General features: G+C 55.1%; 20 protein-coding genes. 15 read left to right on the plus strand and 5 right to left on the minus strand.

Annotation, left to right across the window (positions count from 1 at the left end; genetic code table 11):
• The 5 genes from K5905_RS06525 to K5905_RS06545 all read left to right on the plus strand — a co-directional run.
• Positions 1-181 (plus strand): hypothetical protein (locus K5905_RS06525; protein ID WP_297581603.1); only part of this gene is annotated, 181 nt, incomplete at its 5' end.
• Positions 182-205: 24 nt separating this feature from the next.
• A complete protein-coding gene (gene mnmG, locus K5905_RS06530) occupies positions 206-2,092 on the plus strand; it encodes a tRNA uridine-5-carboxymethylaminomethyl(34) synthesis enzyme MnmG (protein WP_297581605.1) in 1,887 nt (628 codons plus the stop codon).
• Entirely contained in the window at positions 2,092-2,748 is a 657-nt protein-coding gene (rsmG, locus tag K5905_RS06535) for a 16S rRNA (guanine(527)-N(7))-methyltransferase RsmG (protein ID WP_297581607.1), read from the plus strand. The genes mnmG and rsmG overlap by 1 nt, the downstream gene beginning before the upstream one ends.
• A 20-nt stretch (positions 2,749-2,768) precedes the next feature.
• Entirely contained in the window at positions 2,769-3,593 is an 825-nt protein-coding gene (locus tag K5905_RS06540) for a ParA family protein (protein ID WP_297581608.1), read from the plus strand.
• Positions 3,594-3,706: 113 nt separating this feature from the next.
• Complete coding sequence (locus K5905_RS06545) at positions 3,707-4,612, plus strand: ParB/RepB/Spo0J family partition protein (protein ID WP_297581611.1); 906 nt, start codon at positions 3,707-3,709, stop codon at positions 4,610-4,612.
• 80 nt (positions 4,613-4,692) lie between these two features.
• On the opposite strand, the gene holA is transcribed toward K5905_RS06545, so the two are convergent.
• Genes holA through leuS form a run of 3 tightly spaced genes read right to left on the minus strand, consistent with a single transcriptional unit; the run spans position 4,693 to position 8,943 of the window.
• A complete protein-coding gene (gene holA / locus K5905_RS06550; RefSeq protein ID WP_297581613.1) occupies positions 4,693-5,733 on the minus strand; it encodes a DNA polymerase III subunit delta in 1,041 nt (346 codons plus the stop codon).
• Positions 5,734-5,759: 26 nt separating this feature from the next.
• Positions 5,760-6,335: an LPS assembly lipoprotein LptE gene (lptE, locus tag K5905_RS06555; protein ID WP_297581616.1), complete on the minus strand. Its 576-nt coding sequence runs from the start codon at positions 6,333-6,335 to the stop codon at positions 5,760-5,762.
• Complete coding sequence (gene leuS / locus K5905_RS06560) at positions 6,322-8,943, minus strand: leucine--tRNA ligase (RefSeq protein WP_297581619.1); 2,622 nt, start codon at positions 8,941-8,943, stop codon at positions 6,322-6,324. Before leuS ends, lptE begins: the two co-directional genes overlap by 14 nt.
• Positions 8,944-9,209: 266 nt before the next feature.
• Here leuS and K5905_RS06565 point away from each other — a divergent pair, with 266 nt between their 5' ends.
• Entirely contained in the window at positions 9,210-9,875 is a 666-nt protein-coding gene (locus K5905_RS06565) for a YggS family pyridoxal phosphate-dependent enzyme (protein ID WP_297581622.1), read from the plus strand.
• A 267-nt stretch (positions 9,876-10,142) separates the two neighbouring features.
• Entirely contained in the window at positions 10,143-10,373 is a 231-nt protein-coding gene (locus K5905_RS06570) for a hypothetical protein (RefSeq protein WP_297581623.1), read from the plus strand.
• 107 nt (positions 10,374-10,480) lie between these two features.
• On the opposite strand, the gene K5905_RS06575 is transcribed toward K5905_RS06570, so the two are convergent.
• Positions 10,481-11,920 (minus strand): TrkH family potassium uptake protein, encoded by a 1,440-nt coding sequence (locus K5905_RS06575; RefSeq protein WP_297581625.1) that lies wholly within the window; start codon positions 11,918-11,920, stop codon positions 10,481-10,483.
• A gap of 253 nt (positions 11,921-12,173) precedes the next feature.
• Between K5905_RS06575 and dctP the strand changes: the two genes are divergently transcribed.
• From dctP to rimM, 8 genes are all read left to right on the plus strand, one after another.
• Positions 12,174-13,166 carry a TRAP transporter substrate-binding protein DctP gene (dctP, locus tag K5905_RS06580; RefSeq protein ID WP_297581628.1) on the plus strand — a complete coding sequence of 331 codons (993 nt, stop codon included), beginning with the start codon at positions 12,174-12,176 and terminating at the stop codon, positions 13,164-13,166.
• A 251-nt stretch (positions 13,167-13,417) separates the two neighbouring features.
• Complete coding sequence (locus tag K5905_RS06585) at positions 13,418-13,912, plus strand: TRAP transporter small permease (protein WP_297581630.1); 495 nt, start codon at positions 13,418-13,420, stop codon at positions 13,910-13,912.
• A complete protein-coding gene (locus K5905_RS06590) occupies positions 13,909-15,183 on the plus strand; it encodes a TRAP transporter large permease subunit (RefSeq protein ID WP_297581633.1) in 1,275 nt (424 codons plus the stop codon). Before K5905_RS06585 ends, K5905_RS06590 begins: the two co-directional genes overlap by 4 nt.
• A gap of 9 nt (positions 15,184-15,192) precedes the next feature.
• The gene (locus tag K5905_RS06595; protein WP_297581636.1) at positions 15,193-16,065 is read left to right on the plus strand and encodes an isocitrate lyase/PEP mutase family protein; all 873 of its coding nucleotides are present in this window, start codon (positions 15,193-15,195) and stop codon (positions 16,063-16,065) included.
• Between the two features lie 312 nt (positions 16,066-16,377).
• A complete protein-coding gene (ffh, locus tag K5905_RS06600) occupies positions 16,378-17,925 on the plus strand; it encodes a signal recognition particle protein (protein WP_297581640.1) in 1,548 nt (515 codons plus the stop codon).
• On the plus strand, positions 17,922-18,245 hold the full coding sequence (locus K5905_RS06605) for a chorismate mutase (RefSeq protein ID WP_297581643.1): 324 nt from the start codon (positions 17,922-17,924) through the stop codon (positions 18,243-18,245). Before ffh ends, K5905_RS06605 begins: the two co-directional genes overlap by 4 nt.
• Positions 18,246-18,264: 19 nt before the next feature.
• Positions 18,265-18,654, plus strand: coding sequence for a 30S ribosomal protein S16 (rpsP, locus tag K5905_RS06610; RefSeq protein WP_297581646.1), 390 nt, complete (start codon positions 18,265-18,267; stop codon positions 18,652-18,654).
• Between the two features lie 49 nt (positions 18,655-18,703).
• Positions 18,704-19,258 (plus strand): ribosome maturation factor RimM, encoded by a 555-nt coding sequence (rimM, locus tag K5905_RS06615; protein WP_297581649.1) that lies wholly within the window; start codon positions 18,704-18,706, stop codon positions 19,256-19,258.
• On the opposite strand, the gene K5905_RS06620 is transcribed toward rimM, so the two are convergent.
• The gene (locus K5905_RS06620) at positions 19,207-19,725 is read right to left on the minus strand and encodes an antibiotic resistance protein VanZ (RefSeq protein ID WP_297581652.1); all 519 of its coding nucleotides are present in this window, start codon (positions 19,723-19,725) and stop codon (positions 19,207-19,209) included. The genes rimM and K5905_RS06620 overlap by 52 nt on opposite strands.
• Positions 19,726-19,918: the final 193 nt, after the last annotated feature.

Consider the following 19,918-nt stretch of genomic DNA (forward strand, 5'->3'; position numbering starts at 1 on the left):
CGAGATGGTGTCTGTCCAACTGAACTTTGGTTCGGAATTCAGCTTTGACCTGACGTTTCTCTCGCCGTATAAGTCTCGCGACCATGTGCCGGTATGTCGGCCTGTGATAACCTGGTGCGAGTGCCAGGAACCGATCCCGAAAATTGATCTGGATGTTGCCGGGTGGCTGATGCATTGCTGATGTGCCTGCGTAAGCGGTGAGAGAATGAGCGATCAGGAATTGAAATTCGATGTTGTCGTGATCGGAGGCGGGCACGCAGGATGTGAAGCTGCGGCGGCTTCCGCGCGTGCTGGGGCGTCAACGGCACTTGTGACCCATAAGTTCGAAACCATCGGCGTGATGTCCTGTAACCCGGCCATTGGTGGTCTCGGGAAAGGGCATCTCGTTCGGGAGATCGATGCGCTCGATGGTCTCATGGGGCGGGTCGCCGACAAGGGCGGTATCCAGTTTCGCATGCTCAACCGCCGCAAGGGGCCTGCGGTTCGGGGTCCTCGTGCGCAAGCAGACCGAAGGCTTTATCGGGAAGCGATGCAGAAAGAGATCGCCGGGATTGTGGGTCTGACCGTCGTTGAGGGAGAGGCGGACAAGATCCTCTTTTCCTTAGATAGAGAAAACCGGAGCGTTTCCGGTCTGAAGCTTTCCGACGGTCGAACAGTTTCCTGCAACGCAATTGTGCTGACCAGCGGGACCTTTCTACGCGGGCTCATTCACATTGGCGACAGGAAGACCCCTGCCGGACGCTCCGGCGAGGCGCCGGCATTGGGCCTCTCTGACTCTCTTGAAGAAATCGGCTTTGAGCTTGGTCGCCTGAAAACCGGGACACCGGCCCGTCTTGACGGACGCACGATTCACTGGGACCGGCTGGACGAGCAGCCTGGCGACGAGGAGCCAATTCCGTTTTCGACTTTGACAGACAAGATCGAAACGCCTCAGATTCCATGTCATATCACGCGAACGACACCGGAAACTCATCAAATCATCCGGGACAACCTGTCCCGCTCTGCAATGTATTCCGGTGAGATTAAAGGCCGTGGCCCTCGTTACTGCCCGTCGATCGAAGACAAGATCGTCCGATTTGGTGATCGGGATGGACATCAGATTTTCCTGGAACCGGAAGGTTTGGACGATCACACCGTCTATCCGAACGGGATCTCGACGTCGTTGCCGGAAGATGCCCAGCTGGCATTTTTGAAAACCATCCCCGGTCTTGAGGATGTGGAAGTCATCCAGCCTGGTTACGCCATTGAATATGATCATGTTGATCCGAGAGAACTTCGGCCCACGCTGGAGACAAAGCGCTGTCCCGGTCTCTATCTCGCAGGCCAGATTAATGGAACTACCGGATATGAAGAAGCCGGGGCGCAGGGGCTGGTCGCCGGTTTGAATGCTGCCCTGCAGGTTGGGGGCAAGGATCCGTTTGTGGTCGACCGGTCTCAGGGCTATATCGGCGTGATGATTGACGACCTGGTGACCAGAGGGATTACAGAGCCATATCGGATGTTCACGTCGCGTGCAGAATACCGATTGTCCCTGAGGGCAGACAACGCGGACCAGCGTCTGACACCACTTGGGATCGAAGGTGGTTTTGTTTCCGAAACGCGTCGTCTGGCCTTCGAAGGCAAGATGACGAAAATTGCAGAAGCACGAACTCTTCTCAACGGACTGACCGTCACGCCCTCCGAAGCTCAGAAAAAAGGGCTGCCTGTGAATCAGGACGGTATCCGTCGCTCCGCGTTCGACCTTCTATCCTATCCCAATGTGACCTATGAATCATTGACGGCGATTTGGCCGGAACTGGCAACGATCGAAAAGGACATCGCGGAGCAGGTGGCGACTGATGCGCTTTATGCGGTTTATCTGGACCGGCAGATGGCCGATATCGAAGCCTTGAAGCGCGACGAAGCCTTACGAATCCCCGATGGTTTCGATTACGAAGCGATTATCGGCCTGTCGAATGAAGTGAAGCAGAAATTGATTGATATACGGCCGGCAACGCTCGGCCAGGCTTCGCGCATGGATGGAATAACGCCGGCGGCACTAACCTTGATCCTGTCTCACTTAAAACGCCAGTCACAGAAGGGTGCTGCTTGATGGGAAAGCAGTTTGTGTTGAACAACTCTGGACAGGTTGTGCATAAGTTTGGGGATGTTTCACGTGAAACGTTGGATCGTTTGCAGGTTTTTGTGGATCTCGTTTTGAAGTGGCAGCCCGCACAAAACCTGATCGCGCCGTCCACTATTCCGGATATCTGGACCCGGCATGTGGTCGATAGTCTGCAGACATGCTGGACTCTTCCGGAAGCGAAAACATGGGTGGACATTGGCAGTGGGGGAGGTTTCCCGGGTGTCGTCACGGCAATCCTGCTCGCCGATGATCCGGAAGGTCATGTTCATATGATCGAAAGCAACCAACGTAAGGCAGCGTTTCTCAGAACAGCTTTGCGTGAAACCGGCTCCAAGGGAACGGTACATGCGGACCGGATCGAATCGGTTGCGAAAGAGTGGCGACACGGTCCTGTCGATGCGGTATCCGCACGTGCGTTGGCATCACTGAACCATCTTTTCACCCTGGCAAAGCCGTTCACAGCACAGGGTGCAAAGGCTGTTTTCCACAAAGGTCAGGATTTTCAGAGAGAAGTTAACGAAGCCTCTGACGCTTGGGACTTTGATCTGATAGAAAAAGAAAGTCTTGTTGATCCAATGAGCCGGATGCTTCTTTTTTCGAATATCTCAGCCCGGCCGGAGTAGTCCAGGAAGGTGTCGTGGTAATGAGCATGCTTCCCGAAGCGCCTCGCGTTTTGTCGCTTGCAAACCAAAAGGGTGGGGTTGGCAAAACCACCACCGCCATCAATCTCGGAACTGCCCTGGCAGCCATCGGGGAAAAGGTTCTGGTGGTCGATCTCGATCCTCAGGGAAACGCCTCGACCGGCCTGGGAATCGAGCACCGGGATCGCGGTCTGTCGACCTATGAAGTGTTGAGTGGCGATTGTTCACTTGCCGAGGCGACTCGGGAAACAGCGGTCCAGCGTCTGTGGGTGGCGCCGTCGACAATGGATCTTCTCGGCCTCGAACTTGAGATTGCTTCCACGAGTGATCGGGCGTTCCGGTTGCGCAATGCAATCGATAGTTTCACCAAGTCGCGGTTGTTCCAGGAAATCGGCTTCACCTACGTGCTGATCGATTGCCCACCGTCACTTAACCTTTTGACGATCAACGCACTTTCAGCTTCGCATTCCATTCTGGTTCCGTTGCAATGCGAGTTCTTCGCACTGGAAGGTCTTAGCCAGTTGCTGAGCACCGTTGAACAGGTCAAGAATGCCCTGAATTCAGAACTCAGCATCCACGGAATTGTCCTGACGATGTATGACAGCCGCAACAATCTCTCCAGCCAGGTGGTGGCGGATGTCCGAGAGACAATGGGCGACGCTGTGTATGAAACCATCATTCCACGGAATGTCCGCATTTCCGAGGCACCTTCCTATGGCAAGCCTGCACTGCTTTATGATCTGAAATGTGCAGGCAGTCAGGCGTATCTGCGCCTCGCGTCCGAAATCATTCAGCGTGAGCGCAAGTTGCGACGGGTTGCGGCCTGACTGAGGCTGGATACTGGAATCGGTTCCGAATTGAAATGCGAACGTTATGATGGGCAGCGTATAGACGCGTCACATAGCTAAATTATTGAAATATAAGAAGAAAAAGGTGCGGTATGGCGGAAAAAGACGGCAAAAACAAACGTTTGGGCCGAGGACTGGCGGCGCTGATTGGAGATTCGGCTCCTGAGGCCGTGGCTCCGCCAGAAAAGATCGTTCGTGATTCCAGAAGAGTGCCGATTGAGCACCTGACGCCGAATCCGCGCAATCCGCGCAAAACCTTTACCGAGAAAGATCTGGCGGATTTGTCGGAGTCACTCAAGGCCAAGGGCATCGTTCAGCCCATTCTGGTGCGTCCGGCGGCCGGCAAAGACGATCGGTTTGAAATCATTGCCGGTGAACGGCGCTGGCGTGCTGCGCAGCGTGCTGGCCTTCATGAGGCCCCGATCATTATTCGGGACGTGACGGATCAGGAAGCGCTTGAGCTTGCAATCATCGAAAACGTCCAGCGGGCGGACCTCAACCCGATTGAAGAAGCAATGGGGTACGAGCAACTGACGGCGGAGTTCAGCTACAGTCAGGGTGAACTTGCAAAGGTAATCGGAAAAAGCCGCAGTCATGTCGCAAACACAATGCGGTTGTTGAAACTGCCGAATTCGGTGAAGGACTATCTGGCTGAAGGTCTTTTGACTGCCGGACATGCGCGGGCGCTGATTACCGTGGACGATCCAGCGGCCCTGGCCGAGTTGATCGTTGAAAAGGGTCTGACTGTCCGTGATGCTGAAAAGATTTCTCAGGACCCGGATGCTCTGGCAAAGCTGAAAGGCGAAAAGACCCCGACGGAAAAACCGCAGAAAGATGCAGATACCAAAGCGTTGGAGAAGCGCCTGACCGATACGCTTGGTCTGAAAGTGTCTGTCGGACACAAGCCGGGCAAGGAATCCGGGGATCTGAAGATCAAGTACACGTCGTTGGAGCAGCTTGACGAAATCTGCAAGAAGCTTGGCGTTGAAACGCGTTAATCTATTGATATGTATATTTAAATTGGAAACCAGGCCTGAATGATGGTCTGGTTTTCTGTATTCCGGCGCTTGTTGAAACGTTAGCGTCGTTGGCTGCGTGCCCTTGCCGCCCGACCGAGCTTCAGGAGGGCCTCAGACAGCACTGGAACGCCGAGAGGATCATTCAATCGGGAAATCCTCGTTGCCTCGCTGAGGATGGCCATGGAGCGCTCCAGGTCCCTCAGAGACCATATGCGAAGCTGCTGGGAAAATTTGGGCTTTCGGTTGAAAAAGATCGGTGGCCGCTGGCCGTCGATGACCTGCTGGGCACTTTTCCCCTGATCGATATCAATTCTCATCCGATGAAGCTGCTGGAAGTGTTTCAGGGCCTGGTTGGCGATAACCGAGGCCTTGGACCCGGCTTCCGCCAGCCGCTCCAGGCCATGGTCGAGCGTTGCCAGATCGCCCGAGGCAGCCGCGTCAATCAATTCCGACATTTCAAAGGAAGACGCATCTCCGATGATGGCCTCGATGTCTTCGCTGTCAATACGGCCCTTGCCGAGCGCGTAGAGGCAGAGCTTCTTGAGTTCCCCCCGGCTGGCCATCCGGTCGCCGCCGAGGAGGCTGTGGAGGGCTGCGCGAGCCTCCCGCGTGATCGTCAGACCGGATTCCCGGGTTTCCTCGTCGATCAGTTGGTCGATGCCGCGATCATTGTCCGCGTAACAGGGGAGAGCCACGGCTCGTTTGTGGGATTCAATCAGCTTTCTGAGACCGACACCCTTTTTGATGTCGCCGCCTTCCAGAACGACGAGCGTCTGCCAGTCATCAAGTTTCAAAACCGGTTCAAGAGCCGGATTGAGGTTCTTGCCGCTGGCATCCTTTACCCAAATGATCCGGCGGCCGCCAAAGAGAGGAACGGTCAGAACCTCGTCAATCAGTCGATTCGGATCCGAGCTGATTTCCGATGCATCGATCTTGACCAGATTGAAGGGGTCGCTGTCGCCTTCAGACGCTTTTGTGACCAGCCGTGTCGCTCGTTCCGATACGAGTCCGGTATCTGGTCCGAACACCAGGACAACGCCGCCGGCTTCTGGCGGATTGGCGACGAACCGGTCTATTTCCGCAGCTTTCAATACGGCCATGGGCAAGCGTTTCCCGGCTTTACGGCTTAGGATTGACTGGCGAAGTAGCCTGAAATGCGCGCGGCAATGTCGTCAGCCACCGATTTGGCGACACGCTCCTGTGCGTCCCTGTAGGCTCGCGTATTGGCAAAACGCTGATCAGAGAAGTCATAAGAAGCCGATTTGAATGAGCGGCCTGTCATGAGCGTTTCATCGGTTTCGAGATCACTCAAGACGAATGTGGAATTCATTGTCGTCGTGTAAGCTGATGGAACATCCGCAAATTGCTCGATCCCGACCGCTGAACTGCTGACATCCATCAGCACTTTCAGGCGGTATTTTTTCGCCGGTGAACCCGCACCTCTTTCAAATCTGAAAGTCAGTTCGTTGTAAAGCACACGGGCCGCATCGTCGTTTGCGTATTTGCTTGAGATTGAATCGAGGTCAATCGCAGCCAGTTCGGAGGCAACCGGAGATGTTGCGGAGCCGAAGTCACCTGTGCTTGTGCCGTAAAGCGGACGTACCTGGCATCCGCTCACGATCACAGCGGCAGCAAAGCTCATGCAAAGGGTGACACGCCGAAGCGTGCTCCTATTCTCGAAGATGCTGTTAAACAACGACATTCACGATCCTCTGCGGCACCACGATGAGTTTTTTCGGCGCGTTTCCGTTCAGCGCTTTCTGAACGAAGTCCAGTGCCAAGGTAGCTGCTTCGACCTCGTCTTTGGAAGCCTCTTTTGCAATTTCCAGTTCACCACGCCGTTTGCCATTGATCTGGATCGGATAAGTGACTGAATCTTCAACCAGAAGCGCCGGATCGGCAACTGGCCAGCTTGCCTCGGAAATCAGGTTGTCATGACCGAGAACCGTCCAGCATTCCTCCGCCAGATGCGGCATCATCGGTGCCATCATCTGAACCAGATAATCGACGGCTTCACGTACCGCGTATTCCCTGCCAGGCTCGTCCATGCTGTCATTGGCGATCTTACTGATTGCGTTGACGAATTCATAGAGTCTGGCAACCGCGCGGTTGAAGCCGAGATTCTCAAGATCGTTGGAGACCGCTGCCAGCGTTTTGTGGCTCACACGGCGCAGCTCGAGGGCCTTGCCGGATATCTCCGGTGCAGAACCACTGCGCGGTTCGCTCTTTTCGGCAATATCGCCGATGAGGCGCCAAACACGCTGTACAAAGCGCCAGGCACCTTGAACACCATCTTCAGTCCAGATCACATCGCGTTCCGGCGGACTGTCGGACAGCATGAACCAGCGAGCGGTATCGGCGCCGTAAGTGTCGATGATATCTGTCGGATCGACGGTGTTCTTCTTCGATTTCGACATTTTTTCAATCGAACCGATCTGAACGTTCTCGCCTGTTTCCAGCAATGTTGCCCGACGGTTGCCGTCAACATCCTCGATCCGGACCTCGGCGGGGGAGACCCATTGACCGTTGGCGCCTTCACCGATCCGATAGGTTTCGTGGGTGACCATGCCTTGCGTGAACAGTCCCTTGAACGGTTCCTTCAGGTCCAGTGCGCCAACCTTCTGCATTGCACGGGTGAAGAACCGCGAATAAAGCAGATGCAGGATCGCGTGTTCGATGCCGCCGATATATTGATCCACCGCCAGCCAGCCATTTGCGGCTTTTGGATCTGTCGGCCGGTCACAGTCCGGAGCGGTGAAGCGCGCGAAATACCAGGATGAATCCACGAATGTGTCCATGGTGTCGGTTTCGCGCTTTGCCGGTTTACCGCATTTCGGGCACGTGGTGTCGCGCCAGGTCGGGTGACGGTCCAGCGGATTACCCGGTTTGTCGAAGTTGATGTCGTCCGGCAGTTGAACCGGCAGGTTCTCGTCTTTCTCCGGAACGACACCGCAATCGTCACAATGGATCACCGGGATGGGACAACCCCAGTAGCGTTGACGGGAAATGCCCCAGTCTCGCAGGCGATAGTTTACCTGACGCTCAGCCTGGGGCGCACCGTCCAGCGTGATTGCCTCCAGCTTCTTTGCGACGGCTTGTTTGGCATCGGCAATAGACATTCCGTCCATGAAACCTGAATTGAAGATGGTACCTTCGTCGGTGAATGCTTCATCTGCAATCTCGAAGGTTGCCGGATCGGCATCCTTTGGCAGCACAACGGGTTTGACCGGCAAGCCATACTTGCGGGCAAAATCCAGATCGCGCTGATCGTGACCGGGACAGGCGAAAATCGCACCGGTGCCGTAATCCATCAAAATGAAGTTGGCGACATAAACCGGCAGCTCAATGGTTTCGTCCAGCGGATGTTTGACACGCAGACCGGTGTCAATTCCTTTTTTCTCCGCTTTTTCAATGGCTTCTTCAGATGTGCCGATCCTGCGACATTCGTCGATGAATTCTTTCAGTTCCGGATTGCTTTCAGCAAGCTTCACGGAAATCGGATGATCCGGGGACAGGCCCATGAATGACGCTCCGTACAGCGTGTCGGGGCGTGTCGTGAAGATTTCCAGTGTCTTGTCACCGGTTGGTGCGGGATCCTTGAATGCGAAGCGAACGCGCAGACCTTCAGAACGTCCGATCCAGTTTTTCTGCATCAGACGCACTTTGTCCGGCCAGCGGTCCAGGGTGTCGATCGCCTCCAGCAGGTCTTCCGAATAGTCGGATATCTTGAAGAACCACTGGGTCAGTTCGCGCTGTTCAACCAGCGCGCCGGACCGCCAGCCGCGGCCGTCGATCACCTGTTCGTTCGCCAGAACGGTCATGTCGACCGGGTCCCAGTTGACCTTGGCGTTTTTCCGGTAGACCAGGTCCGCGTCCAGAAACTCCAGAAACAGGCGCTGCTGCTGGGTATAGTATTCCACGTCGCAGGTTGCGAATTCCCGGCTCCAGTCAAGGGACAGACCCATGATCTTGAGCTGGTCGCGCATGGCGGCGATGTTTTCGTAGGTCCAGTCCTTCGGATGAACCTTGTTCTGCATCGCGGCGTTTTCGGCCGGCATGCCGAACGCGTCCCAGCCCATCGGATGCAGGACGTTGAAACCCCTGGCGCGTTTGAAGCGGGCGACGACGTCGCCCATGGCATAATTGCGCACATGGCCCATGTGAATGCGGCCGGACGGATAGGGGAACATCTCAAGGACGTAGTATTTTTCACGTGGGTCGTCGTTATGCGTGACGAAAACGTCCTTGTCGTTCCAGACTTTCTGCCAGCGCGCTTCTACTTCGCGCGCGTTGTACCGTTCCGTTGCCATCAAATGTGCCGTTTGTTCTTGCCGCCGGATCCGGCGGATTTCCTGAATGATTGACTGCCGGACTGTCACCAGAATTCCGGCCCGCGGTCAACATGTGAGATAAAATTGACCCGTCACAGGACTGTTTATTTCGCAATGCCGCATTCGTAAAGCTATTGGTTGGTTATTAAGATCCAACACAGTTCCGCCAACGGGCCTTGAGATTGCGGGCTTGCCGGGCGTAAGAGAGAAGGTCAAAGGAACTCTTCTACCTGAAGGAAAATTGCATGGTGTCCGCAGCAGACCGTCTTAAGTCAGTTCAGACCGATATCCGCGAGGCGGAAATCGAATATGGCCGGCGTGAAGGGGCGGTGACACTCATAGCAGTTTCCAAAACCTTTCAGGCTGACGATATCCGTCCCGTGCTCGATGCGGGGCAGCGGGTATTCGGAGAGAACCGCGTTCAGGAAGCCATGGGCAAATGGCCCGGGTTGCGTTCGGAATATGAGGGGATCGAACTTCATCTTATCGGACCCCTGCAGTCCAACAAGGCCAAGGAAGCAGTAGCGACCTTCGATGTCATCCATACCGTGGATCGCCCGAAGATCGCCAAGGCGCTGAAAGCGGAAATGACCAAGCAGGGGAGAGATCTTCCCTGTTTCATTCAGATCAATACCGGCGAAGAACCGCAAAAGGCAGGTATCGCTCCAATGGATGTTGACGCCTTTGTCAGGGAATGCCGGGAAGTCACGGGTCTCAACATAATCGGCCTGATGTGCATTCCGCCGGTTGAAGAGGCCCCCGGGGAGCATTTTGCCCTGCTTGAAAAGATCGCCAAGAGAAATGGATTGAGCCAGCTGTCGATGGGTATGTCGTCGGATTATCATACCGCGGTTGGATTCGGTGCGACCCATGTGAGGGTTGGATCGGCGATTTTCGGTCTTCGCGGCTGAATATTATGCACGCGGCTGCGGATAACACGCAAAAGGCGAAAAATCGGCCTCACAACCGCCGAAAACCGGAAATATTGACGTGAATTTGACAGACCTGGGGCTGAATTGACTTGTCAGCCACAACATTGCCGCGACGTTTCCCAAGAGCAGCCCTTTAGCAGACGAGATCACCCAGCACAGTCCTCCTCGTTCCGGATCGCTGGGTCGCAGGGGTTCAGCAGATCGACGGAACAGAAAGACCAAAAAACCAAACTTGGAGGTCATATCATGTCCAAACGTCTTACCGCTGCTCTTCTCCTTGGCGCATTCACCGCATCAACAGCAGCTCTTGCACAGGGCATGTCTTTTGAGGCGGTCGATAGCAATCAGGACGGTTTTGTGAGCTACGAAGAAATCACAGCTGCCAATCCGTCCATGTCAGAGGATCTTTTCAAAGCAGCGGATGCGAACCAGGACAGCCTGCTGGACGCAGATGAGTTCGCTGCCGTACAGCCGTAATTCGGCTTCGGATGGCCTGACCCCCCTTTTGCTGCGACAGTAGCCAGGCCGTCTGATCAAGACCACCGCCGGATCGGTCACGCCGGCGGTGGTTTTGCGTTTCCCACCTACTCGCGCCAGAAAATCGGCGTCAGCAGCAAAATGGCTGCAAGAATTTCAAGCCGCCCGAAGATCATTTCAATAGCAAGCAGCCACTTGGCAGCGTCCGAAAGAGTTTGAAATGTCCCGGATGGGCCGATGGTATCACCAACACCCGGGCCCACATTGGCGAGGGCGGTAATGGATGCGCTCAGGGCCGTCTCCAGATCCATGCCCAGAAACAGGTAGATGACCGCAAAGCCGGCAAATGCGCCGGCGTAAAGCACGGCAAAAACAAAAACACCTTCCAGCACCGAGTTGGAGACAACCCGGTTTTGATACCTGGGCTCCAGGACGCGATGCGGGCGAACCATTCGCCGCAACAGACATAGGACGTAGTTTCCCAATATTGCGATCCGGAACATTTTGAAGCCGCCTGAAGTCGAGCCGCTGCACCCCCCGAAAAATGTCAGCACGAAAAAAATCGCAATTACGGCAGGACCGAATTGCAGATAGTCGTTTGCCGCGTAACCGGTCGTCGTGATGACCGAGACGACATTGAACACGGCCAGCGTGAACATGTGAAAAGGCGTGTCATGAACGATGTAGCGTTCGAAATGGAACACGCCGAAAGACGCTGCCGTCACAATGGACAGGAGCAGGATGATTTGGATGTCGCGTTTGAAACGTCTTGATTCGATGCTCCGGATCAGGAAGAGAAACGGAACGGCCGATGTGAACATGAATATGATGGCTACCCAATAAACGGCGATGCCGGGAAATTGGCCAAAGGACTGGTCCGACGTGGAAAATCCACCGGTTGATACTGTGGTCATTGCGTGTATTGCGGCGTTGAAAAGGTTCATGCCGCAAAGCAGGTAAAGGGTCGCGCAAGCCAGGGTCAGACCCCCATAGAGAGCCAGAAGCCTATGAACGAACGGCCAGGTGCGGCCATAGGGTTTGGCGGTGTTTTCTGAAGATTCCAGAGCGAACAGCTGGCTCCCGCCAACCCTCAGGCCAGGCAGCAGCCAGATGCCGATAGCGATCACGCCAATACCGCCGATCCATTGCAGCAGCGCGCGCCATAAAAGGATACCGGGCGGAAAATTGTCCAAACCCGTCAATACAGTAGATCCGGTCGTCGTCAGACCTGAAGCCGTTTCAAAAAAAGCGTCGGTGAAGCTGATATTCAGGTCACTGAAGTAAAACGGGATCGCGCCAGCGATGGAAAATGCAAACCAGGCGGCATTCACGAAGACGATTGCCTCGGTGAACTGACTTGGCGGACCTTGTCCGCGAAACGTGAGGACTGTCAGTCCTCCGGTTGTCCCGAGTATGACGGCAGAAACCAGAAAAACCTGCCAATCCAGGTTTGATGCAAACACATCTGCGATGGCCGGAATGATCATCAGCAGAGAAATCAGCACGAACAAACGCCCGATCGGCAACGCAATGGCTCGAAAATTCATGAACCGAGCATCCGGATGGTCGGCTGTCAGAATGGCAGTCGAGGTTAAGACGGTGTCTTTTATCCGCGTGCATATTCCAAAATGCAAGTGCAAGCAGCATCGTGGAGGTATGCGTTGATTGCGAAGCTTCTGTTTCAAACCGTGGACGCGCTGACAGGGCACGTCCGTCATATTGTCGTCTTTACCGGGTTTCTCCTGTATTGACCACAAATTGTCGCTTTGCAAAACTGCCCGTTCTAATTGGGAGGAAATCATGAAACCGATTGCATGGGCACTAGGCGCCCTGATGGCTATTGGCCTGTCGGCAGGAACCGCTACCGCCGCTGACACCACGTTGCGCATAACACTGCAATTGCCGCTGACCAGCCATTTGGGTCAGAACCTTCTTCTGTTTAAGGAAGAAGTGGAGACGAATTCCAATGGTGATATTGCCGTTGAAATCTATGATTCCGCTACGTTGTACAAAGACAAGGAAGTTCCGGCGGCGGTTGGATCGGGTTCCATCGAGATGGGCGTCGTGTCGCTGACCCGGTATGTCGGCGATGTTCCAGCTGTCGATATCTTCTACCAGCCATTCCTATTTGACACTGAAGACAAGGTCCGTGACGCCGTTGCACCCGGATCACCGGTTCGTGGACCGCTGGATGAAGCGATCATGGATACCGGATCAACGGTGCTATGGTGGCAGGCCTATGGTGGCGCCATCATGTTGTCCAAGGACGGACCGATTAAGACGCCGGAAGACATGAAAGGCAAAAAAGTACGTGTCTTCGGTAAGACCGTCGGCGATTTTGTTACTGCGGCCGGTGGGGCACCGACGTTGATTTCCGGATCGGAGCAATATCTTGCCTATCAACGTGGCACAGTCGATATCGGCATGACCGGAGTCTCCGGGGTTAAAGCCAGAAAGCTCTGGGAGGTCATGGATACGATCACTGTGACCAATCATGCGGATATCGAATTCATCGTCGTCGTGAATACGGATTTCTGGAACAGTCTGCCGGAAGAACACAGGGCAATCATCGAAGACGCCGCCATCAAGGCGGAAGCCAATGTCCGGGACCGGGTATCTGAAATCGAAGCAGATGCCTATGCCGCTGCCGAGGAAAACGGCATGACCGTCTACCTGCCGACAGAAGAAGAGATTTCCTCCTGGAAAGCCGTCAGCCAACCTGTCTACGACGCTTACAAGGAAAAAGCAGGAAAACTCGGTGAAACCGTACTTGATGCGGCGAACAATCTCTGATCGACAACAGGTGATGAAATCAAGCATGAGCGGCCGATAGAAACAAAGGTCGCTCAAATCACCCGAATCTGAAGTTCAACTCATTGCCCGAGATGCTCCGAGACACTTCAGATTTGGGAGAGTGACCAGCAAGTGTGTATTTCTATTGTGGTTTTCGAATTTCAAATTCACCACACTCGTGCTGTCTTTCATCCTGACCTGGGTCTGGGACGATATACGAAACCGGATCTTTCTGTTTGGCTGGTAAAAGAATGGAATCATTCAACAAGGTTCTGCAGGCATTCGCCTGGAGCGCTGCAATCCTGTTTATTTTTGCCGGCTGCATGCTCACCTACGAAGTGACCGCGCGCTATCTGTTCGTTGCCCCGACGATCTGGGCTGCGGAGCTGTCCCAGTTGTGTCTGATCTGGGGAACCATGATCGCCATGCCGTGGTTGCTCAAGACCAACCGGCATATTGCCGTGGATGCGCTGACGGAGCGCCTGGCAGCTCGGGCCAAAATGGTATGCCAAGCCCTTTCCATGATTGTCATAGCTGTTTTCAGCGCCATCGTCGTCTGGAAGGGGGGCGGTATCTTTCTCGATTCCTTTGAACGGGGCCGGACAACCGGTTCCATGCTGGATCTGCCGACCTGGGTATCCGAACTGGCAATACCATTGGGTTTTGCCCTTCTGTTCATTCAGGCGCTTATAGAATTCGTAAATTCCATCATGGGAGATAACCGGGAAGGAAGGTCTGTTTCATGACAACCCTTCTCATACTTGCGTCTTTGTTCGCGCTCCTGCTCATTCGTGTGCCGGTGGCATTCGCCCTCGGCGGTATCGGTCTGGCAATGCTGATTTTCGGGGGCTTCTCGCCGCTGATGGCACCACAGGCGATCCTGTCCACGCTTGACGGTTTTATCCTGTTGGCCGTGCCGTTATTTCTGCTTATGTCGAATATTCTGCTCAAGGGCGGGGCCGGTAAGGATCTGTTTGCAGCGGTTCATGCGTGGGTCGGTCACTGGCCCGGAGGTCTTGCCGTTGCAACGATCCTGTCCTGCGCCATATTTGCGGCGATATCAGGTTCATCCGTTGCAACTGCGGCAACGATCGGAACTGTCGCCATACCTGAAATGATCCAACGCGGCTACGAACGGCGGTTCGTTTATGGTCTGGTTGCCGCAGGTGGAACGCTGGGCATTCTCATTCCGCCATCAATCCCGATGATCGTCTATGGCTTTGTTACCGAACAGTCAGTGAGTGCACTGTTTTTGGCAGGTGTTGGTCCCGGTATTCTGCTGGTGCTGTTTTTCATTGCATTTGCAATGATTTATGCCCGCTGGTTCGGGGGCTATTCCGTGGATCAGGCGGCGAGCATGAAGGACCGGCTTGATAGTTCAATCCGGGCATTGCCATCGGTCTTTCTGGCAGCTTTCGTGATCGGAGTGATCTATACAGGGGTCGCGACGCCTACCGAAGCAGCAGCAGTTGGCTTCGCCGTTTCCCTGGTGATCACCGGTCTCGTGCTTAGAACACTGACCTGGCAAGGACTGAAGGAAGCTGCTTTTGACTCCATGGTGACCACAGTTGCGGTCCTGTTGATCGTCGCCGGGGCAAAAGTGTTCGGTAAGGCGATCACGCTCTATCGGATTCCGCAGGAAATCTCGATGTTCATCAGCCAGAATATCGACACGCCGATTGCTTTCATATTGGTGGTCTCGGTGGTTCTTCTGATCATGGGGCTCGTTTTCGAGGCTCTTTCCATGGTTCTGATCATGACGCCTGTTTTGTTGCCGGCGGCTCTGGCGCTGGGCTTCGACCCGATATGGTTCGGCGTCTACATGGTGGTGATGGTCGAATGCGCATTGATCACGCCCCTCGTCGGGCTCAATCTTTATGTCATTCAATCCGTCGCGCAATCCAATCTGTCGCAGGTGTCACGGGGTGTTCTGCCTTTTCTGGTCCTGATGCTGATATCGGTTGCGATCCTCTATATCTGGACCGATCTTGCGCTTTACATTCCTTTCCATTTCTGAGGACGAACCATGGCCTCACCGGCTGATAACCTGAGAACACTGCTGAACCGGGACAAACTCCTTGTGATGCCCTGCTGTCACGATGCGCTGTCGGCGAAGCTTATCGAGCAAGCAGGATTTGACCTGACTTTCATGTCGGGATTCGCGGCTTCTGCTTCCAGAATAGGGCAGCCGGATCTCGGATTGATGTCCTATGGAGAAGTCGTCGATCAGTTTCGCGACATTACCGATGCCGTGACGCTTCCGGTGATTGCGGACGCGGACACGGGTTACGGCAATGCAATGAATGTGCGCCGGACAGTTGCCGGATTTGCCAAGGCCGGTGCCGCAGCCTTGATGATCGAGGATCAGGTTGCGCCCAAGCGCTGTGGTCATACACCCGGCAAGGCCGTTGTGTCTCGCGATGAAGCCTATGACCGGATCCGCGCTGCCGTCGATGCCAGAGAGGCAGGTGCAGATATACTCATTCTTGCACGCACCGACGCTCTTCGCGACCACGGGCTTGGCGAAGCGATTGAGCGGGCTGCCAAGTTCAAGGAACTCGGCGCGGATATTCTTTTCGTTGAAGCTCCCGGAAGTCTTGCTGACATGGAAACCATCTGCCGGGAACTGCCCGGGCCGAAAATGGCAAATATGCTCGAAGGCGGCGAAACGCCTGAATTGTCACGAGTTGAATTGCAGGACATCGGCTACTCGATTGCCGTCTATCCGTTGATGCTGCTGGCCAGTGCCATGAAGGCAATGGTCGAGACACTCGAGCAGCTCAAAAACGATGAGGACAGGACCCCAAACCTGATGAGTTTTGAAGAGCTCAAGGACAGGATCGGCTTCAACACCTATTACGAAGTTTCGTCGCGCTATGATACGTCCCGGCGAAAATGATGATCCGACCCTCAGGCACAATGCAAGCATTCACGCTATGCTGATATGAGCAGATCGGAATTTCCGCGGAATTCTTGACTCTCGCCACCGTTTCAGGCATAGACCCGCGGACTCCATACGAGTGACTGACAATTTGAGCCGCCGACCGGGACCCGAAAAGGTGTAAAGAGAACCCGGAGGTTAACACCCGACAGCGCGATGCGCCCTCGGGTGCGAAACTGCTTTGAGCGGGTCAATCTGTTTGGATCAGAACAGTTGGTTGCCCATATGGACCGGGAGAAATCCCGAGAATGAAGACCTAAGGACCAGTTGATGTTTGAAAGCCTGTCCGATCGATTAAGTGGAATTTTCGACAAGCTCACCGGCCGGGGTGCATTGTCGGAAAACGACGTCAATGAAGCGATGCGCGAAATCCGCCGCGCGCTGATTGAGGCTGACGTCGCCCTGCCGATCGTCCGCTCCTTCACCGACAAGGTCCGCAATCGGGCCGTTGGGGCCGAGGTTGTCAAGTCCGTGACGCCGGGACAGATGGTCGTCAAGATTGTTCACGATCAACTTGTGGAAATGCTCGGGGCAGAGGCACAGCCGATCGACCTGAACGCACCGGCGCCGGTCGCGATCATGATGGTTGGTCTGCAGGGCTCCGGTAAAACCACGACGACCGCCAAGATTGCACGCCGTATGACCCAGCGCGACAAGCGCAAGGTTCTGATGGCGTCTCTTGATACGCGTCGCCCGGCCGCTCAGGAACAGTTGAAGATTCTGGGTGAGCAAAACGAGATTGACACGTTGCCGATCATCGAGGGGCAGGGTCCGGTCGAGATCGCCAACCGGGCCATGTCCGCTGCCAAGCTTGGCGGCTATGACGTTGTGATGCTCGATACCGCTGGCCGGATCCATATTGACGAACCGCTGATGGTCGAAATGGCGGACGTCAAGGCCGCTGCGCAGCCGCATGAAATTCTGCTGGTTGCGGATTCCCTGACCGGTCAGGATGCCGTCAATCTGGCGCAAAGCTTCGACGAACGCGTCGGCATCACCGGTATCGCGCTGACCCGTATGGATGGTGACGGCCGCGGCGGTGCTGCCCTTTCCATGCAGGCTGTTACCGGCAAGCCGGTCAAGCTGATCGGTACAGGTGAAAAATCCGACGCGCTGGAAGATTTTCATCCAAAACGGATCGCCGATCGCATTCTCGGCATGGGCGACATCGTTTCGCTGGTTGAAAAAGCGGCTGAAGCCATCGACGCGGAACAAGCCGCAAAGATGGCGAAGAAGATGCAGAAGGGTCATTTCGACCTGAATGATCTCGCCGAACAGCTGAAACAGATGGAAAAGCTGGGCGGTATGTCCGGCATGATGGGCATGTTGCCGGGTGTCGGCAAAATGAAAAAGCAGATCGAGGCAGCCAACATCGACGACAAGATGTTCAAGCGCCAGGTCGCGATCATCGAATCCATGACACCGGGCGAGCGCAGCAAGCCGGAGATTTTGAAGGCCAGCCGCAAAAAGCGCATTGCAGCCGGTTCCGGTGTGCAGGTGGCCGAGGTCAACAAGCTTCTTAAAATGCACCGCCAGATGGCCGACATGATGAAGTCCATGGGCAAGAAAAAAGGCATGTTGGGCAAGCTTATGGGTGGCATGGGTGGCGGAATGCCGGACATGGATCCCAAGCAGCTGGAAGAAATGGCCAGGTCGGGTCAGCTTCCTGGCGGCATGGAATTGCCTAAAGGTCTGCCCGGAGGACTTGCGGGCGGTCTCGGCGGTGGCGGCTTGCCGCCAGGAATGCCGGGTCTGCCGGGTCTCGGCGGACCGAAACTTCCCGGGTTACCTGGTGTGGGCAAGGGCAAAAAACGATGAGTGAAGCGGAATCCCGGCTGGGCGAAAGCCAGGCGCTTCTTGAGCTGAAAGCCCTTAGAGCGTCCATCGACAATATCGATGCTGCACTCGTGCATATGCTCGCAGAACGGTTCAAGTGCACCCAGAAAGTCGGTGTGCTGAAAGCGACCAATGACCTGCCGCCGGCCGATCCGGCGCGGGAGAAAATTCAGATCGAACGGCTGCGGCAACTTGCCGGCGACGCCAATCTCGATCCTGACTTTGCCGAGAAATTCCTGAACTTCATCGTTCGGGAAGTGATCCGGCACCATGAAGCCATTGCCGCGGAAACCGGCAACTGAAAAACTGGAGAAACTTAAAATGGCTACGAAAATTCGCCTGGCACGCGGTGGTTCCAAGAAGCGCCCGTATTACCGCATCGTTATCGCTGACATCCGCTCTCCGCGCGATGGACGCTTCATCGAAAAGGTTGGCACCTACAACCCGATGTTGCCGAAAGATTCCGAAGACCGCGTACAGCTGAATGTCGAGCGCATTCAGTACTGGCTCGACACCGGCGCAAAGCCGACCGACCGCGTTCACCGTTTCCTCGACGCAGCAGGTCTGCTGAAGCGCGAGCCGCGCAACAACCCGAAAAAAGCCGAGCTGGGCGCCAAGGCGAAAGAACGCGTTGAAGCAAAGCGTTTGGCTGAAGAAGAAGCAGCAGCTGCTGCTGCTGAGCCGGCTGCCGAAGAAGCTGCTGCCGAGTAAGCATGATGATCTGTGGCGCGCCGGACAGGCTTAAAGGACTTCCGCTGACATGAGTTCGAAAGACAGTCAGAAGGTTCTGATGGCCAAGATCGGCGCGGCCCATGGCATTCGCGGGGAAGTGCGGGTCAAGCCGTTCGGCGATGACCCGCTTTCGTTCACCGACTATGGTGTCTTGACCACCAAGGACGGAAACCGATCCTTTGAAGTGGACAGGGCGCGGGTGCAGAAAACGGTCGTGATCACCAAATTCAAGGAGATCAGCGACCGCAATCAGGCAGAAGAGCTGAACGGGGTCGAACTCTTTGTTGACCGAGACCAGCTCCCGGAGCCTGACGAGGATGAATTCTATTATTCCGATCTGAACGGCCTGAGCGTTGAGGACCAGAGCGGCAAGCCGATGGGCAAAATCGTTGCGGTTCAGGATTTCGGCGCAGGCGATCTTCTGGAAATCAGGCCGAAGCGCGGCAGGACATTCTATGTCCCGTTCACGAAGGAATTCGTACCGGAAATCAGATTGGCAGACGGTGTCGTGGTGCTGGACCTGCCGGAAGATTACTTGTCGGAAGGTAAGCCGGACTCATCCGGAGCTTCGCCGGACAGGTAACGGACCGGGACCGGTTGCAATCCCATTTCCCCCAATTGCAGCTCCTCCTGGTCGTCCAGGAGAGCTTGTTTTGTTTCGGAGCGGATCAGCGCGATCAACGCCACGATCAATGCGACTCCGACACCGTTTGCGACTGCATCCTGAAGTGACATTTCATGATGCGGTATGAAACCTTGTACGATCTCACCTACCAGACCCATGCTGAAGGCGACGATTGCGGAAATTCGCAGGCGGCAGCAGAACAACGCGTGGATGGACAGGGTCAACAGGGCAAAAAAGCCGATATGAATGATCTTGTCGTAGGGGTGGCCAACACCGGTATTGAATACCAGCCCGACCAGAATACCGAAAGTCATCAGCGCGATCAGCGGTAGAACACGGCTCAGGGAAGCATCAAGATAATGCTGGTCAATCCGCTTTTGAATGCCAAGCGGGAGTTTGAAACGGATAACGGGAAATCTGAACACGGGAGTATACCTGATTGAAATACTCTTGCGACATTGCACCAGGAGCCTTAATCAGAGCTTTCTTTCCGGTCGCCAATCGGTGGATGACCGGGACTTTTGACAGGCAAGGTAAATAGACCGTTAGCTCGCAGTCGGGCAGAGCGGTAAAGCCGGTCTCGAATTAAAACCGACAGAGGCGGACATGCCCTTCAAA

Source organism: Roseibium sp., from assembly GCF_025698965.1.
Taxonomy (GTDB): domain Bacteria; phylum Pseudomonadota; class Alphaproteobacteria; order Rhizobiales; family Stappiaceae; genus Roseibium.